Genomic DNA, 17,989 nt, shown 5'->3' on the forward strand with positions numbered 1-17,989 from the left:
GCTCGCCAAGGTACTCGCAGGCCGGACTTGAGGTATCGTGTGCGGCCTTTTTTTGCGATCGACCAGAGCCTCGCCATGCCATTGAACAAACGCCAGCAAGCCGCGACGGAGCGCTTGCTGGCCACGACCCTCACCCAAGCCTGTGAAACGGCCAAATCGTTGCTCGAGGGGTTTTCCTGGCTGACCCACGAAGTGGATTACGCGGCGTTCCCCTCCAGCCTGGTGGTGGTCTGGGTCTTCGACACCCAGGCCCACAAGGAGCAGGCCCTGGCCGCCGGGCAGGCGGCACGGATGATCGAACTCACGTCCTGGGCACTGGAGGAGGCGGGCGTCTGCCTTGCATCAGTAGCGGCCCACGTATTCTTCGACAGTGAAGAGCAATGCCAGCGGATCAGTGGTGGTGATTGGGCCCCACGCCTGGCGCGCCTGCGACCGGGGCGGGGCTGAGATGGCCAAGGAAATCGACAACCCCTGCATCGCCCTGTGCCAGCTCAGCGGCGACTTGTGCGTGAGCTGTGGCCGCACCAAGGACGATATCCGCAAGTGGAAACGCATGAAGCGCCCGGAGAAGATGGCCGCCGTGCAACGGGCCAGTACCCGGCTCAAGGCCCTGCGCAAAAAGCAGGGCTGAGACCAAGAGCTGCGCGGCTTGGCTACACCCCTTGGCGGCGCATGGCCAGGATGGTGCTGCCGAAGAAGATGAAGGTGGAGCCCACGACCCGGTTGACCCATTTGGACAATGCCGGACGGGTCAGCACGCCTTTGGCCCGGGAGGCCAGCAGGGCATAGATGCTCAGCGAGGTCAGCGACAGGGCCATGAAGATCAGGGTCAGGATGAAGAACTGCGGCAGCAGGGCGGCATGCTGGTCGATGAACTGCGGGAACAGCGCGGTGAAAAAGATGGTCGCCTTGGGGTTGGTGGCGGCGGTCAGGAACGCCGACTTGAACAGCTTGAATCGCGGCGGGGTGCTGACGCCCTGGTTATCCAGGTTGTTGGCGCTGAGCAATGGGCTCTTGCTGAGCAACTGCTTGGCACCGAGGTAGAACAGGTAGCCGGCGCCGAGGATCTTCACGGCGTTGAATATCCATTCGGAACTGGCGATCAGCGCCCCCAGGCCCAGCATGGCTGCCGCAGACATGCAGAACAGGCCGCTGATATTACCCAGGGATGACCACAGGGTGGACTTGGCGCCGTAGGTCACGCTGTTGTGCAGCGCCACCAGGGTGGCCGGGCCAGGACTGGCGATGGAGATGGCGGCGACCAAGGTGTAGGTGAGGATCGAGTGGGCATCCATGGCTTGGACTCGTTCGGAGGAGGAGGCTGGATTCTACAGGACAAAACGCCGGGAAAGCTTCTGCGACACGCTTCGCAAGTACCGGCTAGAGCGCTAGGTGGTAGACCACCGGGTCACTGGGCGAGGCGATCACCAGGCTTTGGCCGCGGCAGGAAAAGCCAAAGGCCCGGCAGCTGTTAAAGGGGCGGGGTGGATGTGCCGGGCGCCGTAGAGCCAGGAGCCCGGTTCGACCAGCACAAGGCGTAGTTCGAGCAGGTGATGGTGTGGGCCAAACACCTGCAAGCCGATGCGAGTCTCGAATTTCCAGCACCACCGGCCCCTGCGGCTATTGGTAGTTCATCGTAAAGGTCAGCACGGTGTTTGCGCTGCCTGGCGTCACTCGCTGGCCGGTCTGGTAGTAAGCCGCCCTGAGTGGAATTGTGTACGAGCCGCCTGTGGCACGGTTGTAGTTGGTCAACACATATTGAGTCCTGTACTTCAGCGCGTTGCCGTTGCCGTCTTTGAGTTGCAAGCCGATTCCCGTGGCCGTCGAATCGCCTGATAGCGCCAACACGCCATTGGCGGCATCCAGCACGGCGTTGATCGGAATGAACTGGTACTGGATCGCATTCAGGCCCGCCGGGCAGGCATTGACGCCGAGATTGAAAGCGACCGAGGGGGTCGTTGTGCCGACTCCCTTGAAAACCGATTGCTTGTGCGATCCCATGCTGACCGTCACGTCCGGGGTGGTGCAGGCTGCCACTTTGACGATCGTTGGCGTCAGCGAGAACGTCTTCCGCCCCTTCGTTTCTATTTCATAGACTCCGTTGTAGATGGTTGCGGCGGCTTCTATCAGCGGTCCGCCGGAAATGGTGCCGGCCGTAATCGGTCCGGTCTTCACAAGCGCCATTTCAATTTGGCCACCGTTGGTTACTGAGCCTTGGCCATTGCAGGCTAGACCCACCCATGGGGGCGGCAGCTGCTTCGATGGGGGGTTGCCTAGGCTCCACCACCCCATCCAACCACAACCATTCAAGAAGGTACGAATGCCGATCGCGATTCCCACGCCGGGAAGGTTTGTATTCCAAACCGTATAACTTCTTCCATGGGGCCCCACCACTGTCAGCGATGTCATCGTCATCGACAGCGCCCTGAATCCCGTCCCCGACGAATTGGAACTACTAACCTGACAACGGAAGTAGTTAGTCTCTGCCGCCGTAGAGACCCACGGTGTCAAAACTGTTCCGACAGCTGCATCGCGGGGCACCGTTACCGATACGGGCATCGACACTGCAATAGTCTGCTCGACCCCCGTGCAACTATTCGCGAATGCCAAGCGCGTGCCCAGTCCAAGCCATAGCGTAGCCAGTATGATCAGCCAGGGCATGGCACGCCGTCTTGGGCACCCGTGTTTCGCCGGCGCGTCTTCTGACGCCAGGATGCCTTGATGCTCCCTGGAATGTCTCTCGATCAAGATGTGCATACGGCCTCCGCGTCGATCCAGCGTTGCGTGTTTCCGGTCTTTTTCGCCGCTGGCAACGCGTACTGGAGCGAACACCGCTGGGAGGCCCTATCGCCCCACTTCACATGCAAGGTTCCCGTATCGGCCTTCACGCCTCGCAGCACGATGCGGCCCGCCTGCGCCACGGTGCCAACACTCCTTCGGCCCTCGTCAGTGACTTCGGCGCCGAAGGGGATGGGGCCGCCGTCTTTCATGCGCACGCGCATGATGACGGCGCGTCCGCCCCCCTCTGTTTCAAACTTCAGCCTCACAACGGCGCCCGCGGTGGGCGCCACATGCTGCGCGCTCGACTTCAACTCGACGCTCATCGGCAGACCTTTCGGATCGATTTCGACTTCGTTGGTCGAAAACGGCGTCAGGCTGGACACGAGCGCATGGCCGAATGGATCGATGCGCAGGCCGCTGCCTGCTGTCACACGGGCGCCGCTGGCATTCTTGGCCTCGACCACCGCCATGGTTTCACCCATGGTCGGCGTAAATGCGAGCCCGTCGGCATAGGCCACCATGCCACCCGAGAGGCCGGCGCCATACTGTTTGTAGCCGGTGCCCTTCGAGGCATTGGCCGCCAATGTGGTGTACGGCGACAGGTAGGAAACGTTGCCGCCCACGTTGGAGGTCGAACCTGCGCCGCTGCCGCTTGTGTGACCCGCGGTCACGCCATAGCTGAGCGCATTGTCGATACCCAGCGACCCCGTCATCGATTGTTGGGCCATTGACGAGCCATTGCTGTCACGCTGCAGGCTGGTGGACGCATACAAGGGTTTCCCGCCGAAGCTCAGCGGAGTCGACAGGTTCAGCATGAGGCGGTTGTCCCATCGGCTTTGCAGGACATCGAACTGGCGCGAGGCCGATATGCTGTAGTTCAAGCGCCCGAAGGTATTGTTATAGCCAGCCTGGTACTGCGTGTCGTTGCCCTTGCGATCCCAGTAGTTGACCGTCGAGCCCGAGAGGTAAAGCGACCCCCAGCCTGCCATCAGGCTCTGGTTCAACGTGACCTGAAATTGCCCACGACGGATTCCGTCGAAAAACAGCCGATTGCCACGGTCTCGATCTCTCGGCTCACCACGCCATTGCATCGCATCGCGCAGACCCAGGTAGCCGCTACTGGAATAGCGATAGGCAGCCACCGTGATATTGGTATCGGTCGGGCTGATCAATTTGCTGTATGAGAGCTTCGCACTCTGGCCACGACGCGTGGGGGCGTTGGGAAGTTCGGTGTTGGCCTGCGAGATATCGAGCGCGAAAGCCCCCAATCCGGTATTGAGCGCGGTGCCGACCACGGCCGTTGTATAGCCGCGCGCTGCCGTCAGCCCGCCGTAGCCGGTCAGCAGGTTGGTGAACCCATGCTGGACTGTCGCCTGAAACAGCGACGGCTCGTCCGACAGCAGGGGGTTGCGGTATTGGCCAGCGGTTAGGCTGAACTGCGTAATGCCGGGTCGCAGCGAATTGACGACCGAGGCATAGGGCACCTTGAAGGTACGAATACCGCCATCGGCCTCGGTCACCATGACATCCAGGTCCCCTCCGTAACCGGTCGGGTAGAGATCGTTGATTTCGAACGGGCCGGTCGCGACATTGGCGCTGTAGATGATGTTGCCGTTCTGGCGTATCTGCACCAGTGCATTGCTGTTGGCAACCCCACGGATGGTCGGCGCATAACCGCGTTGCGACTCCGGATACATGCGTTCATCGCTTGCCAGCTGGACGCCCCGAAAGCCCACGCTGTCGAACATCATGCCGTTGGTAAACGCTTCACCGATCACGAACTGCGACTTCATTCCCGGTAACGAGCGCCAGAGATTCGTTTGCACGCTCTGGTAGTGCGATCCGTTATACGAGTCGCGCGTGTAGTTGCCGTTATGGCGCAAACGCCAAGGCCCGAGGTTCAGGCCGCCCGTCAAGCCCAGATAACCCTGTGTCGATGAAATGCCTTGGTTCTCTGAACGGTACATATTGCCGTTGTATGACAGCAGCGCCGCCGGCACGCCTTCGTCCCAGTAGCGCGGGTCCACGTAGCCGCGCGCCGTACGGCTCAGCGAGGCCTGGGGGATGCTGATGTCCAGGCGCTGTTCACCGTTATCAAAGAGGGCGCTCGCCTGTGGCACCAACCTTTCAAGGACGGCACATAGCCGGGCCGTTTCAGTCAGCATGCTGGCTGCGTCCTGGCTCAGCTTCGAAATATCGACACCTACCCTTAGCAGAAGCTCTCGGTCAAAGCAGGGCCGGACATTGTTCGGATCATCGCCGACCTGCCGTAGCGTGATCTCCGAGCGGCCGATCCAGCTTGTATTGACGAACAGATCCGCGCGATACGCCCCGGGCAACGCCGCATTACTTTTGTTAAAGCGGCTCAGGTCTACGGACGCGCCGTCAGGTTGCTGCAGGAACAGGGCATTGAATCGAACGTCCGCGACTTGGGCGGCATCCGTCTCCCACGCCATTGTCTGTGCCGACGCGGATACCGAGAGCGCGAACAGGCAGACCCTGCTTGAGCTTCGGCGCAACGCCAGCTGTAAGGTAGAAGTGTGTTGCATCACGATAGCCCGAGGAAATTTGGGCAAACCAACCCCCTACCCATTCGTCAGGCATGATTGGTTTGGCAATGAACGGGAAGCAGGCTAGAGGCCCTAGCCGCTCTTCGTGCAATGGAAGCGGTGATCTCGTGTTACGGCAGCGGCGCGGCACCGCCTGCCCGCAGCGGCGTCTCGCCGCTGACCGCGCCGCCGTAGTCGTTCAGGAACGTGTAGCGCACGCGGGCACCTGCCGCAGGCAGTGCGTCGCCTTTCAAGGGAAAGGCTCGCGTCTCGCCAGGCTTGACCATGCCACCATCGTCGAAAGTCGCGCTACGGGTCCCCGACAGCACACTGATTTCAGTCAAAGAGACATAGAACGGCGTGGGGTTATGCGTCTCGATGGCTGGTCGGCCATCTATCTGCATGAGCCGCCAAGTGAGCTGCGCCAGCGCGTCGGCAGACGAGCCGGGAAGGTTCTCCGGACGATAGAACAGCTTGATGCGCGAACGAAATGCAAACTGGAGCCGGTTTGCGTCCGCGTCCTTCGCGCTCGGCTCAGGTGGCACTTCCAATACGTTGAGCCAGAACACCGTCTCGCGATCCTTTGGCAGTGATTCACCGGTATACACGATACGCAACGTCTGGGACTTGGCCGGGTCAATGCGTGTGATCGGCGGCAGTACGGTAAACGGCACCTGAATAGCCGATGGCGTGTTGTACACCTGCCCATCATCAATCCATGACTTCACGAGTGCCGGGGCTCGGCCTTCGTTGGACATCTTGAGTGTGATCTCGGACTCGCGTTCGTCGTAGATCACGCGCGTGCCTCCGATTACGACCGAGGCTTCAGCAGGCATCGTCAGATAGCCGAAGGATGCAAAGTACGTCATCGCTGCGGCTCTGAATGCTTTTGAGGGCGTCATGGCAGGCTTCCATACCGGTAGTTAGAGAGAGGGCGAATACACGCCCACTCGACCCTAGTTCAGTAAGATCAACTCTCTATTCACTGGTAAACGAGCGTATACATGACACTCGAACTCGCCGCACCGGCTGTTGCAGTTCCGGTCGCTACGTATTGTGCGTAGAAAGGAAGCGTGGCACTGCCGCTTCCGTCAATGCCCACTGATTTCGAGTTTTGGCTGGCGTCGGCAGCGCCGATCTTGATCGCGGTGAGGTCGTTGTTCAGCACGCCGATTTCGACGTTGGAGGCACCGCCCGAATTCAGAACCAGATTGCCGGTGGCCGTGTTGACCGTTGAGCCCGGTTCGAAGTAGCTATGAACGTTGCCCGACTTTGGCGTGCAATCGGACAAGGCGATACTGAACGGTGTACGGCCGGCTGTTTGGCCCGTGCTAGCCAGAGCGCTGCTCGACACAGTTGGCAGCGTGACCGTGAAGTCATTCGAGCCACTGCCGTTGCCGTTGATCTTGCAGGTTTGCGCGGTCACGTTGCCGGTGAATGTGATCCTACCGTCTGCACAGAACGCGGCAGGTGATACACCGATGCAAGAAGCCAGAACCACAAGAGAGAGTTTGCTAGTGAGTTGTTTCATGGTCGTAGAGATCCCAAAAGACAGGCCGAATATCGATCGTCGGATGCAGTCACACCGAGTGTTGAACGATTTACATTGTGTTGCGGTTCGTAGACTAACAATCGCTTCTCGTACTTGGAGTTAGACGATTCTGAAAGACGGCGGCCTGGGATATCTCCACGTATGTTCTTTTCACTTCCCCCCTATTTACGCACTGATCACTGCTCTATTAGCGGTGTTGCCAACACAGCCGATTCTAAAGCACTCACTTGAAGCGCCCGTGTGCATCCAGCACCGTTGACCTGAACTGAGCCGCAACGCTGTTTTGAACCAGGGCAATTTGAAAATGCGCTGCTGGCCCCGCAGCCGGCATGGTTGAAATCTCTTTTTGCACTCAAACGCCACGTTGTTCCAAGCGCTGTCCGACCCGTCGCCCTACATCATTGCTTCAATCGATAGTTATCATCAAAAAGTGGTGGTTCCGTTTTTCCTACAAAGGAGGAAGATAGCCCTCATACCGTGTTTGTTGCAGAAGGAAATACCCGATGAGAATCTCGACTTTGCTAGCCCTTGTCGTTGTCTTGCTCACGGGAACCGGCACTTCTGCAGTGGCTTCGGCCAGCGATGACATGAGCTGCCATTTCCTGCCCATGGCCGACAGCGGCGCCAACCTGCAGCACGCACAATCGGTTGGTGTGCTGTACAGCGAGAACACCCTCAATACCCTGGAATACCTGGAGCATTACCATTCGGTAGCGCTCAACGGCGCGAAGAACGCCGGTCTCGATCCTCGTATCAGCCAGGCCTTCGTCAATAGCTCCGATCCGAAACTGGCCATCAACTGGCTGATGGCCTCGTTACAGAAGCACTTCGCTTCGGTGACCGTCTACGACAATCTCGATGCCGTGGTCCAGGCCCATCCCGATGTGGTGGTGATGCTCGATACCTATAACCAGCTGGTGAGCAAGCGCAACAATCGGGTCGAGGCGCGGTTCATCGCCAAGTTCTACGATGCCAACCTGCAGTACATCGGCCAGGCCGAGGGCCTGCGTGCCAAGGACATGCCTTCGGTGTGGGTGCGGGGCAAGGCGGCACCGGAGATCGCCGCCCAGATCAACCAGCAGACCGAGTTGCAGGTCGATGCCTTGAAGCAGTTCGATGTTTCGCTCAAGGCCCTGGTGACCCAGGAAGATGCGGGGCAGATGGCGGTCAATCAGTGATATCGCTCAGGTTGTAAGCAAACGCCCCGATTTGTCGGGGCGTTTTCGTTCGGGGTGCTTCCTGCCGACTCAAGGTGCGCCGAACATTGCGGTCCAGTAGATGCCGGCATCGCTTTTCGGGTCCACCGCATAGGCCGCGCCCAGCTCACGGTAGGCTGGGTTCATCAGGTTGGCGCAATGCCCGGGGCTGGCCAGCCAGCCGTCCACCACCTTGCGCACGCTGTCCTGGCCGGCCGCGATGTTTTCGCCCACTTGCTGGCCGGCGTAACCTGCCAGTTCCGCACGATCGCCGGGGGTGCGCCCGTCGCGATCCTTGTGGTCGAAATAGTTCTGGTTGGCCATGGCCCGGCTGTGGTCCTGGGCGGTTTCGCCCAGGGTGGCGTTCCAGGCCAGGGGCGTGGCGGCGGCAAAACCCTGCTCGCCACATTGCCGGGGCTGGTTGCGGGCGCTGTTGATCTGCGCCAGCAGTTGCTGGCCCTCGACCTGCCAATCGCCCAGGCGCGCCGACAATAGCGGGCGGGCCAGGACGATGCGCCACTGGGTGGCCTGGCGATTGACTGCGATATCGACGAACTGCGGATCCAGCACCACCTGGCAGAAGCTCTCGCGGATCGCCTGCATTGCCGCCTGGGCATCACGCGGGCCGGAGAGGCTGATGGCCTGGACGTTGACCATGGGGTAGGCCGCCCGCGCGAGGGCCTGTTGCAGATCGCCGGCGTTGTCCACCGGAAGGATCAGGCGCGGGTCGCTGGCCAGCGGTGGTAGTTCGGACGAGGCCTGGTTGGCGCAGCGTTGCGGCTGGCTGCGGTAGGCGTTGATCGACTCGATCAGCTGCGCCTGGTCATCGGCCATGGCCCCGGCCGGGCCCAGCAGGGCCAGGGACAGGGTGGCGACGGGCAACAGCAATGAGCGCATGGACATGAAGGTCTCCCAGGAATCGGACGCGCCCATGATGCACTCGCCGCCAGGGCTTTTCACCCATTGGCGGATGAAATCGGCGTCAGCCGGAACGCCTCAGTAGAAGTCGTAGTACAGCGCCCATTCGCCGCTGTCCCGGTGCTTCCAGAACATCAGGCTGCCACTGTCCACCACGTTGAGATTGATCTTGGCGTCAGAGGAAATCTGCATCACGAATTCGAAGCCTTCGCCCGGGTCGATCCCCGACTGGCAGAACGATGGGTAGCCCCCCAGCTTGTGTTCGTAGCAGTGGGTGGTCAGGTCGTAGTAGCACTCGATGCGGCCGGAGCGTTCCAGTTCGAGGATTTCCAGCTCCAGGTCCCGGGGCACGCCGCCGCCGTCCCACAGCGGGTAGTCGGCGGGCACTGCCTCGGCTTTGAGCGGGAAGGGCTTGAGAAAGGCCTTCTCGGCCGTCAGCTCCTTGCGCACCAATACGTCCTCGTCATGGTATTCGCGCACCAGCCAACGCTCGCCCATGGGTTCGAGCTCATCGGGAAAGGGGTTGGCGATGAATACCGTGAGTACCTTGATGCCTTGCAAATGCGGGCTGCTAAAGGGCAGGGAGGGCAGGTGGAACTGGGCGAAGGGCAGCAGGGTTTCCCCCGCGCTGTTGATTGGCAGCTCTTCGTCTTCGCGAAACAGGAAGACTCGGCCCAGCCAACTCTCTTCATCACTATGGCTGGGGCGAAAACCGCCGGCGGTGAACTTCAGCGCCGGTTTGGCCAGTCGGTCCCGGATGCTCTGGATGTCCATGGTCAAGTACAGCGTCCTTTATGGGGGGAACGGGAGCGCGATCATACAAAAGCCGCGCCTGGCGCGCAGCGCCCGAATGCGCTTCGGGCACTGCGTTGGCGGCTTTAGAACTGCGGCGTGTATTTCACGCTGAGCATGAAGTTGCGCGGGTCGCCAAAGCTGTTGTTGCCATCCAGTTGGTTGTAGCCGGAGATGTAGTAGTGCTTGTCGAACAGGTTGTAGGCATTGAGCGCCAGGCTGACCTGGTCGTTGAGCTGGTAGGCGATACGTGCGTTCCAGACGGTGTAGCCCGGTACCTTGTAGCTTCGCTCGTAACCCAGGGTATGGCTCTGGCTGGTGAAGCCCAGGCCGGTGCTGACCTTGCTCCACTCACCGTCCAGGCGATAGTCGCCCCACACCCGCAGCATGTGTTTCGGGGTCCAGGTGCTGAAGGTCCGCCCCTGTTCCTGTGGGTCCTTGAGAGTCTTGGTGGTGTTGTAGGTGTAGCCCGCGGACAGTTGCAGGCGATCCAGCACTTCGCCACTGACTTCGGCTTCCAGGCCTTGGCTGCGCACCTGGCCCGAGGCGGTGGAGCAGTACCAGCCATCACAGGCAAAACCCGAGGCCTTGTCCTGGACGGCGCGGTTCTTCTGGTCGTAGCGGAACAGCGCCAGGGACGTGTTGACTCGGCCATCGAGCAGTTCGCCCTTGAGCCCCACTTCATAGTTGGTGCCGATCACCGGTTGCAGCACCGAGCCGCTGGCGGTGCGTGAGCTCTGGGGTTCGAACACATCGGTGTAGCTGGCGTAGAGCGACCACTGGCGGCTCAAGTCATAGATGAAACCGGCGTAGGGCGTGACTTCGCCGTTGTTGGTCATGGTACTCGGCGACTGCACCGTGGCCTTGCGCGTGATGGCTTGGTAATCGGTGGCATCGTAGCGATAGTCGTACCAGCTCACACGCGAGCCCAGCACCAGGGTCAAGTCCTGCACCGGCTTGATCCGCCAACTGCCGTACAGGCCTTTCTGGCGGATGTCGTAGCGGCTGTGGGTGCCACGGCCACCGGGAGTATTGAGCAGGCTGTCGTAGCTGATGGGCGGCCGGTCATGCTCGATGGCGAAGATGTTGCCGCCATTGTTGAAGGTGCGGGCAAACACGTCGTCGCTGGTCATCTTCGAGTAGTTGCCACCCAGGGTCACTTCCTGCTCCATGGACAGGCCCTCGAAGCGTCCCGTGAGGTTCATGTCCAGGCCGATCTTGGTGTTGTCGAAATCGGTGACCCAGTCGGCGTACTGCAAGCCGCTGCCGTCGGCATCGAGGCCGTCGGCGATGGTCTGGGTGCGCTGTTGGGTCGAGTCGTTGTCTTCGCTCATGCGCACGGCGCCGACCTTGAACGTCCAGTCCGGGTTGAAGTGATGCTCCAGGTCGGCGTACAGGGTGGTGACGTTGATCTGTGAATGGTTCCAGCGGGCACCGCTGTAAGTCGAGCGGGGTACGTCGACCGGGCTGCCATCGGCGTGCCGCGGCAGGCCGCGGATCATCGGCCGCGATTCGGCTTCCGAGCGGCTCACGGCCAGGCCCAGGGTGGTGTCGTCGCTGAAGTCGAAATCCAGGGCGCCATAGAGTGAGTGGGTCTTGCTCCACTGCTTGTCGATGAATGAATCACTCTGGTCTTCGTCCAGCACCACACGTCCGCGTAGCGTGCCGGCATCATTCAGGGGGCCGCCGGCATCCAGTTGCAGGCCATAGTGGTCCCAGGACCCGGCCTTGCCGGTCAGGGTCACGGTCGGGGCGTCCTGGCCGCGCTTGCGCACCAGGTTGATCGCGCCCCCCGGGCTGCCGGTGCCCTGCAGCAGGCCGGAGGCGCCGCGCAACACTTCCAGGCGGTCGAAGAAAATCAGGTCCTGGGTCGCCCAGTTGCCCAATGAGTAGGTGTTGCGTGGGATCGGCACGCCATCGTATTGCCAATCGTCGATCTGGAAGCCCCGCGACGACAGGATCATGCCTTTGCCGACCCCTTGCACACCCACCAGGCCGGTGGTCTGGTTGGCGGCGGCCTTGAGGTCGGTGAGGCCCTGGTCATCCAGTTGCTTGCGGGTCATGACCGTGACCGATTGCGGGATTTCTCGCAGGCTGTGCTGGCCCTTGCCGATGGTCACGGCGCGTGCGGCATAGGAGTTGGAACCTTCGGTGGTGGCGCTGTCGAACCCGCTCTCGACGATGTCGGTCATGCCCAGTTGCAACCCGGCAACACCGGCGGGGAGCGGCTCGACGCTGAAGTGGCCGCTGGCCGTGAGCCGCAGTTGCAGGCCGCTGCCGACCAGGGCGGCGTGCATGGCCTGGGTCGGCGTCATCGTGCCGTTCACTGCTGGCGCCTGCTTGCCCGAGACCAGGCCTGGGTCCAGGGACAGCACGACACCGCTCTGGCCGGCAATGGCATTGAGCGTCACCGCCAGCGGCCCGGCTGGCAGGTTGAAGGACCGGGACTGCTCCTGGGCCAGGGCCGGGCCGCTCAGGGCAGTCACGGCGATGGCGACGGGAAAGGCATGGAACCAAGGGTTGCGCACGAAATTCTCCTGATTGCGTTGAAGTGTCAGGAGATAGGTGGGACGAAAAATGAAAACCAGACACGAATGAGAGTTATTTTTAAAAAATATCCGCTCTCAACTGTGTGGCTGGATCACCGTGAACCAGGGGCCGTAGCGTTCAATGCGGATGGGCAGGCTCTGGGCCAGTGCATCCAGGGCCCGCTCTGGCTCATCCAGGGGAAACACGCCTTGTACTCGTAGCTGGCTGATCGCCGGGCTGACTCGGATATAGCCCCGGCAATAGGGACGCAGCGCGGCAATGACCTGCTCGAGGGAGTCATCCAGCACGCTCAAGCGGCCGTTGAGCCAGTCGCCACGGTATGCCTGGTCCTGCGCCAGCAGTTCGATCCGCCCAGGATGCAGCAGTGCGGCCTGGCCTTGCTGCAAATCCTGTTCATGGCCGGTTCGCAGGCGCAGGCGCACCGAGTGTTCCTGTACCACGATCCGGCTCGCATCGGTTTCCTGGCTCACCAGGAAGCGTGTGCCCAGCGCCTGGACCTGGCCCTGGAGGGTTTGCACCCGCAGGGGGCGCCGGGAATCGCTGGCTACCTGGATCAGCAACTGCCCGTGACGCAGGACCAGCAGCCGTTGCTGGTCGTCGAAACTCAGGTCCACGGCACTGTCGGCATCCAGGCTCAGGCGGCTGCCGTCGGCCAGGGTGAAATCCCGGCGCTGGCCGCGGCCGGTGCTGAGGTCCGCCAACAGGGTTTCACCATAAGGTGTGCGAGTGCCCAGCCACAGGCCGCTACCCAGCAGGCCGAGTCCGGCCAGGCCGCGTAGCAGTTGCCGGCGCGAGGCGTGGGGGCTGAGCAGCAATTGCCGTGCTTCGCTCGCTTGCCCTGGCAGGCGCTGGTCGAGGGTGCGCAAGGTATTGAACGACGTCCCCAGCTTGGCTTGCAGTTGCTGCCAGGCTTGGGCGTGGGCAGGATCGTTGGCCAGCCAGGCGGCCAACTCCTGCTCCAGGCGTGGGTCGGCGTCGCCAGCGCGCAAGCGCACCATCCACTCGATGGCCTGCTCGATCTCCGGGTCCAGGCGTTGTCGGCTCACAGGCCCAGCTCACTCAGGTAGCACTGGCGCAAGGCCTGTTTCATGTAGCGGCTGACGGTGCGTTCGGACAATTGCAGTTTGTTGGCGATTGCCACATAGCTCAGGCCATCGAGCTGGCTGTAGAGGAAGGCGGTCTTGACGATCATCGGCAGGCCATCCAGCGCACGATCGATCGCCACCAGGGCCTCGATCAGCAGCAATTGTTCTTCGGGGGAGGGCGCGAGTAATTCCGGCAGGGCGCTCAGGCGTTGCAGGTAGGCCTGCTCCAACTGGCGCCGACGATGCCGGTCGAATACCAGGCGCCTGGCGATGGTGGACAGGTAGGCCCGAGGTTGTTCGATGCTGTCCGGGTCGACCTGGGCGCTGAGCAACTGGCAGAAGGTATCTGCGGCGGTGTCTTCGGCATCGGCACGGTTGCCCAGGCGTTTTTGAATGTGTTGCAGCAACCACCGGTGATGGTCACTGAAAAAGAAGCCCAGCTTGTTGCTCGAAGATGAGTGCACCGTTGGCCGCCGAGATGTGAGTGTGAATCGTTCTCAATAGTACAAGGGCGTCAAACAGGACTGCAATCGTCGCATGAGGGCGCTATGGCCCTCACCGATTGGCACGGCATGGGAGGAACGGTTTCAGCTTTCACGGCCGTGGGCCGCGTCGGCCAGCTGCTGGGTATCGACTCGCACGAACAGTGAGTCGCCGATGGCCGTGAGCACGTCGCCGGCATACACCTCGCACACCACCCGGCTCTTGCGCGCCACTTCACCTTCGACCCGGGCCCGCAGGGTCAGGGGCACGCCCATGGGGGTTGGCTTGATGAACTTGATCCCCAGATTGCCGGTCACGCAGTCGATGCGCGGCAGGCTGCCCGGGGCCCGCTGTTCGTTTCGGTAGTGGTAGGCCATGGCGGTCCAGTTGGAGTGGCAGTCCACCAGCATGGCGATCAGGCCGCCATACACCAGGTCCGGCCAGCCGCAGTACTTGGCCTCCGGCAGGTGCTCGGCGATCACATGGATACCGTCCTCGTGCCAGTGGCTCTTGATGTGCAGGCCGTGGTGGTTGCTGCTGCCGCAGCCGAAGCAGACGCCCTCGGGCGCAGTGGTGTCTTGCAGGGAAGTCGCGTGCATGGTTGTTCTTCTTGTCCTTGACGATGGTCTGGCGGGTATCGCGGTCGGCCATGATGCCCGTGGTGGTGCCACAGGCCAAGGTCTGCGGCGGCGCCGGGAAAGGATTTGCGCCAGCGTCCCTGTGACGCATTGATTGCGGCGGATGTCGTAGTGCCTCGGGGTTTGCCAAGAGCGCCGCAGCCAAGACAGGCTGATGCCGTAATGATATTCTTGCGCTGAATCGGTTCATCGTTTGTGCAAAAATATGCCCCCTGTGCTTTGCTTCAAATGGCCTGATCGGGTCCTTTGCAAGCGTGCGGGTGTCTCTGGCAAACCCGCCGAGCGTAATGTCAGGCAGTGTCCATCCACCTTCCTTGGTGGAATCCGACCCTTTTTCCCTGCTGGTTCCCGCGAAGGCGGGTACCGCCGTTGTCCGTCGATTCGGCGCCAGCGGAATATGGAAAGGAGCAGGGTGGCTGCCTGTCGGCTGCGTCCCGTGACGAGCCCCGAGTAACAAGTGTCACTCATGTAGCTGAGCCAACAACGACAAGAAGTCAGCACCGGAGCGATATAAAACTGAGGTCGAGCGCGTTTCGTCGGCCTTGTGTGCCCACCCCCCAGTTCTCATGAATGCGTTCATCCGGGACCTGCGAAATGCCTGTTTCGCACTCTCCGGGATTCACAGGATCGAGGATCGGGCGGCGGATGGCGTTCTATCGTAGGTACTACAGAATGTTGAAGAAAGTGAACACGGCCCTCATCGGGCTGGCGATGTCGATAGGTCTGACGACCGCTCACGCGGCTGAGCCAAAAAAAGTGGATGTGCTGCTGATCGGCGGCGGCATCATGAGTTCGACCCTCGGGGTCTGGCTCAACGAGCTGCAGCCGGACTGGTCCATGGAGATGGTCGAGCGCCTGGATGGCGTGGCCGAGGAAAGCTCCAACGGCTGGAACAACGCCGGTACCGGTCACTCGGCCCTGGCCGAGCTGAACTACACCCCTGAAGGCAAGGACGGCAAGATCGAGATCGCCAAGGCCATCGAGATCAACGAAGCGTTCCAGATTTCCCGCCAGTTCTGGTCGTGGCAGGTCAAGACCGGCGTCCTGAAGAACCCGCGTTCGTTCATCAACTCCACGCCGCACATGAGCTTCGTCTGGGGCGATGACAACATCAAGTTCCTCAAGGCTCGCTACGAGGCCCTGCAAGCCAGCCCGCTGTTCAGCGGCATGCAGTACTCCGAAGACGCCGAGCAGATCAAGAAGTGGGTTCCACTGATGATGGAAGGGCGTGACCCGGCGCAGAAGATCGCTGCGACCTGGAGCCCGATCGGCACCGACGTCAACTTCGGCGAGATCACCCGCCAGTTCGTCGCCCACCTGCAGGCCCAGCCTAACTTCGCCCTGAAGCTGTCCAGCGAAGTAGAAGAAATCGAGCGCAACCAAGATGGCTCGTGGCGCGTGACCTACAAGAACCTCAAGGACGGTTCGAAAACCGAGACCGACGCCAAGTTCGTGTTCATCGGCGCTGGCGGCGGTGCCCTGCACCTGCTGCAGAAGTCGGGTATCCCCGAGGCCAACGAATACGCCGGTTTCCCGGTGGGTGGCTCGTTCCTGGTGACCGACAACGCCAGCGTTGCCGAGCAGCACCTGGCCAAGGCCTACGGCAAGGCTTCGGTCGGCGCGCCACCGATGTCCGTACCGCACCTGGACACCCGCGTGCTGGATGGCAAGCGCGTGATCCTGTTTGGCCCGTTCGCTACCTTCTCCACCAAGTTCCTCAAGGAAGGTTCGTACTTCGACCTGCTGACCAGCACCACCACCCACAACATCTGGCCGATGACCAAGGTGGGCATCGAGCAGTACCCGCTGGTGGAATACCTGGCTGGCCAGCTGATGCTGTCGGATGACGACCGTTTCGCGGCGCTCAAGGAATACTTCCCCAACGCCAAGCAGGAAGACTGGCGCCTGTGGCAGGCCGGCCAGCGCGTGCAGATCATCAAGCGTGACGAAGAGAAGGGCGGCGTGCTGAAACTGGGCACCGAGATCGTCGCTTCCCAGGACGGCAGCATCGCCGGCCTGCTGGGCGCTTCCCCGGGCGCTTCGACCGCTGCGCCGATCATGCTCAGCGTGCTGCAGAAAGTCTTCAAGGACCAGGTCGCCACTCCAGCCTGGCAGGAGAAGCTGAAGCAGATCGTACCGAGCTACGGCACTGCCCTGAACGACAGCCCTGAGCGTGTGGCCAAAGAATGGGCCTACACCGCCGAAGTGCTGCAGTTGACCACGCCGCCACCAGTCAAGGGTGCGGCTCCTCAAGCGCCGGCCAGCATGGCCAAGCCTGAGAGCAACCCAGCGGCCGACATGGCGCTGTAAGCCCCGCTCCCGCCCGCGTTCGCCGGGCGGGACATCGCCGATGCCCTTGGCATCGGCTGGCTGTTCCGATTGCGGTGGCGTGTCGCCGCCGCAATGGAGCAGCAAATTCCCCAAGCCTTCCCAATCTTGCCTTGCCTTGCCATGCCTTGCCATGCGGCGGTGCGCCCCTGCGCCTGTGTGAAGGGGTATCATGGCGCGCCCGCTCCTGGCGGACATGCCCCAACCCTCGGAGTCACCACCCAGATGTCCAGCATCACCCTGTTCCAGGCCCCGCCCGCCGAAGCCATCCAGAGCCAGATCCAGCAGATGGTGGTGGACTACATCACCGACATCAGCGCGGTCGCCATCGCTCCCAGCAATCCGCTGTACAACCTCTACCAGTACGGCGTCGGCTACGAGGTGCACCTGTACCTGCAGGCCATGGATGGCTCCCGGGATCTCGCCGTGGAGTTGCTGGTGGCCAGCGACCCGCTGGACCCGGAGCAGGTGCAGGGCTTCTTGCTCTACCTGCCGCTCAAGGACGACCCCGAGGCTTGCGCCGTGGCCTACATGGCGGTCCGCCAGGATCTGCGCCGCCAGGGCATTGCCCGGCAGATGCTGGCGGCGATGCGCGCACGCTATCCCCATGCTGAGCTGGCCTGCAGCCCGGCCAAGCTCCAGTGCTTCGAGGCCCTGGGGTTCCAACTGCTGGGCGCCCGTGGCCCGCAGGTGCTGATGAACACCCGCGAGCATGGCAGCGATGGCTTGCTGGCAGTACTGGATGTGGCGCCGATCTACAACTCGGTGGAGGTGCGGCAGATCCATACCTACCTGCTGGCGCAGCATGGGCGCAAGGCGATGATCGAGGCGGAGAAGAAGCGCGACCGCCACCTCGACCAATTGACCCGCCAGGCCCAAGCCCTGGTGCGCGAGCGCCTGGGCGAAGCGGCCTTGCATCGCTCGCGGGCACCGCGCCTGGTCTGACCCTGTTCCTGCAGATCTTGCGGCCCCTGCGCGCCCGTGCGCAGCCTGCGGCAGCGGCTACACGAAGCCTCAACGCATGGCTCCTGTAGCCGCTGTCGAGCCACGGCGAGGCTGCGCCAAGGCCCGCAGGGCCTTCGGGTGGTGCTGGGTAGAGGGGCTTGTGCCACTGCTC

Annotated in this window: 16 protein-coding genes; 5 read left to right on the top strand and 11 right to left on the bottom strand. The window is 62.0% G+C overall.

Annotated features, from left to right (window positions below; genetic code table 11):
* The first annotated feature begins 75 nt into the window (after positions 1–75).
* Together C4K39_RS11425 and C4K39_RS11430 are read left to right on the top strand one after the other, a co-directional pair.
* Positions 76–447 (top strand): hypothetical protein, encoded by a 372-nt coding sequence (locus C4K39_RS11425; RefSeq protein WP_124346397.1) that lies wholly within the window; start codon positions 76–78, stop codon positions 445–447.
* 1 nt (position 448) lies between these two features.
* Entirely contained in the window at positions 449–631 is a 183-nt protein-coding gene (locus tag C4K39_RS11430; protein ID WP_068586931.1) for a DUF1289 domain-containing protein, read from the top strand.
* Positions 632–653: 22 nt separating this feature from the next.
* Here C4K39_RS11430 and C4K39_RS11435 read toward each other — a convergent pair whose 3' ends face one another.
* The 5 genes from C4K39_RS11435 to C4K39_RS11455 form a co-directional block, all read right to left on the bottom strand.
* Positions 654–1,295: a LysE family translocator gene (locus C4K39_RS11435; RefSeq protein ID WP_124346398.1), complete on the bottom strand. Its 642-nt coding sequence runs from the start codon at positions 1,293–1,295 to the stop codon at positions 654–656.
* Between the two features lie 325 nt (positions 1,296–1,620).
* Positions 1,621–2,415 carry a fimbrial protein gene (locus C4K39_RS11440; protein WP_217884173.1) on the bottom strand — a complete coding sequence of 265 codons (795 nt, stop codon included), beginning with the start codon at positions 2,413–2,415 and terminating at the stop codon, positions 1,621–1,623.
* 329 nt (positions 2,416–2,744) lie between these two features.
* A complete protein-coding gene (locus tag C4K39_RS11445) occupies positions 2,745–5,330 on the bottom strand; it encodes a fimbria/pilus outer membrane usher protein (protein WP_124346400.1) in 2,586 nt (861 codons plus the stop codon).
* Positions 5,331–5,461: 131 nt separating this feature from the next.
* Positions 5,462–6,232 carry a fimbrial biogenesis chaperone gene (locus tag C4K39_RS11450; RefSeq protein WP_068605672.1) on the bottom strand — a complete coding sequence of 257 codons (771 nt, stop codon included), beginning with the start codon at positions 6,230–6,232 and terminating at the stop codon, positions 5,462–5,464.
* Between the two features lie 80 nt (positions 6,233–6,312).
* Entirely contained in the window at positions 6,313–6,861 is a 549-nt protein-coding gene (locus tag C4K39_RS11455; protein WP_124346401.1) for a fimbrial protein, read from the bottom strand.
* Between the two features lie 524 nt (positions 6,862–7,385).
* Between C4K39_RS11455 and C4K39_RS11460 the strand changes: the two genes are divergently transcribed.
* Positions 7,386–8,060: an ATPase gene (locus C4K39_RS11460; RefSeq protein ID WP_124346402.1), complete on the top strand. Its 675-nt coding sequence runs from the start codon at positions 7,386–7,388 to the stop codon at positions 8,058–8,060.
* A 69-nt stretch (positions 8,061–8,129) separates the two neighbouring features.
* Here the strand turns inward: C4K39_RS11460 and C4K39_RS11465 are convergent, their stop codons facing one another.
* From C4K39_RS11465 to C4K39_RS11490, 6 genes are all read right to left on the bottom strand, one after another.
* Entirely contained in the window at positions 8,130–8,981 is an 852-nt protein-coding gene (locus C4K39_RS11465; RefSeq protein WP_124346403.1) for a CAP domain-containing protein, read from the bottom strand.
* Between the two features lie 93 nt (positions 8,982–9,074).
* On the bottom strand, positions 9,075–9,770 hold the full coding sequence (locus C4K39_RS11470; RefSeq protein WP_124348333.1) for a DUF1963 domain-containing protein: 696 nt from the start codon (positions 9,768–9,770) through the stop codon (positions 9,075–9,077).
* Positions 9,771–9,874: 104 nt separating this feature from the next.
* On the bottom strand, positions 9,875–12,316 hold the full coding sequence (locus tag C4K39_RS11475; protein WP_124346404.1) for a TonB-dependent siderophore receptor: 2,442 nt from the start codon (positions 12,314–12,316) through the stop codon (positions 9,875–9,877).
* A gap of 96 nt (positions 12,317–12,412) precedes the next feature.
* Positions 12,413–13,384 carry a FecR family protein gene (locus C4K39_RS11480; protein ID WP_124346405.1) on the bottom strand — a complete coding sequence of 324 codons (972 nt, stop codon included), beginning with the start codon at positions 13,382–13,384 and terminating at the stop codon, positions 12,413–12,415.
* Positions 13,381–13,887 (bottom strand): sigma-70 family RNA polymerase sigma factor, encoded by a 507-nt coding sequence (locus C4K39_RS11485; protein WP_068586901.1) that lies wholly within the window; start codon positions 13,885–13,887, stop codon positions 13,381–13,383. Before C4K39_RS11485 ends, C4K39_RS11480 begins: the two co-directional genes overlap by 4 nt.
* Before the next feature lie 123 nt (positions 13,888–14,010).
* Positions 14,011–14,505: a PaaI family thioesterase gene (locus C4K39_RS11490; protein ID WP_022643771.1), complete on the bottom strand. Its 495-nt coding sequence runs from the start codon at positions 14,503–14,505 to the stop codon at positions 14,011–14,013.
* A gap of 711 nt (positions 14,506–15,216) precedes the next feature.
* Between C4K39_RS11490 and mqo the strand changes: the two genes are divergently transcribed.
* Both mqo and C4K39_RS11500 read left to right on the top strand, forming a co-directional pair.
* The gene (gene mqo, locus C4K39_RS11495) at positions 15,217–16,854 is read left to right on the top strand and encodes a malate dehydrogenase (quinone) (protein WP_068586898.1); all 1,638 of its coding nucleotides are present in this window, start codon (positions 15,217–15,219) and stop codon (positions 16,852–16,854) included.
* Positions 16,855–17,097: 243 nt separating this feature from the next.
* Entirely contained in the window at positions 17,098–17,817 is a 720-nt protein-coding gene (locus tag C4K39_RS11500) for a GNAT family N-acetyltransferase (protein WP_068586896.1), read from the top strand.
* The last annotated feature ends 172 nt before the right edge of the window (positions 17,818–17,989 follow it).

It is taken from the genome of Pseudomonas sessilinigenes, from assembly GCF_003850565.1.
GTDB classification, from domain to species: Bacteria; Pseudomonadota; Gammaproteobacteria; order Pseudomonadales; family Pseudomonadaceae; genus Aquipseudomonas; species Aquipseudomonas sessilinigenes.

What these genes read in the sequence shown, in the direction of transcription:
- C4K39_RS11455 (WP_124346401.1), bottom strand. Translation starts at nt 6,861, where the DNA reads ATGAAACAACTCACTAGCAAACTCTCTCTTGTGGTTCTGGCTTCTTGC.
- C4K39_RS11465 (WP_124346403.1), bottom strand. Translation starts at nt 8,981, where the DNA reads ATGTCCATGCGCTCATTGCTGTTGCCCGTCGCCACCCTGTCCCTGGCC.
- C4K39_RS11445 (WP_124346400.1), bottom strand. Translation starts at nt 5,330, where the DNA reads ATGCAACACACTTCTACCTTACAGCTGGCGTTGCGCCGAAGCTCAAGC.
- C4K39_RS11440 (WP_217884173.1), bottom strand. Translation starts at nt 2,415, where the DNA reads ATGACGATGACATCGCTGACAGTGGTGGGGCCCCATGGAAGAAGTTAT.
- C4K39_RS11490 (WP_022643771.1), bottom strand. Translation starts at nt 14,505, where the DNA reads ATGCACGCGACTTCCCTGCAAGACACCACTGCGCCCGAGGGCGTCTGC.
- C4K39_RS11435 (WP_124346398.1), bottom strand. Translation starts at nt 1,295, where the DNA reads ATGGATGCCCACTCGATCCTCACCTACACCTTGGTCGCCGCCATCTCC.
- C4K39_RS11425 (WP_124346397.1), top strand. Translation starts at nt 76, where the DNA reads ATGCCATTGAACAAACGCCAGCAAGCCGCGACGGAGCGCTTGCTGGCC.
- C4K39_RS11470 (WP_124348333.1), bottom strand. Translation starts at nt 9,770, where the DNA reads ATGGACATCCAGAGCATCCGGGACCGACTGGCCAAACCGGCGCTGAAG.
- C4K39_RS11500 (WP_068586896.1), top strand. Translation starts at nt 17,098, where the DNA reads ATGTCCAGCATCACCCTGTTCCAGGCCCCGCCCGCCGAAGCCATCCAG.
- C4K39_RS11450 (WP_068605672.1), bottom strand. Translation starts at nt 6,232, where the DNA reads ATGACGCCCTCAAAAGCATTCAGAGCCGCAGCGATGACGTACTTTGCA.
- C4K39_RS11430 (WP_068586931.1), top strand. Translation starts at nt 449, where the DNA reads ATGGCCAAGGAAATCGACAACCCCTGCATCGCCCTGTGCCAGCTCAGC.
- mqo (WP_068586898.1), top strand. Translation starts at nt 15,217, where the DNA reads ATGTTGAAGAAAGTGAACACGGCCCTCATCGGGCTGGCGATGTCGATA.
- C4K39_RS11460 (WP_124346402.1), top strand. Translation starts at nt 7,386, where the DNA reads ATGAGAATCTCGACTTTGCTAGCCCTTGTCGTTGTCTTGCTCACGGGA.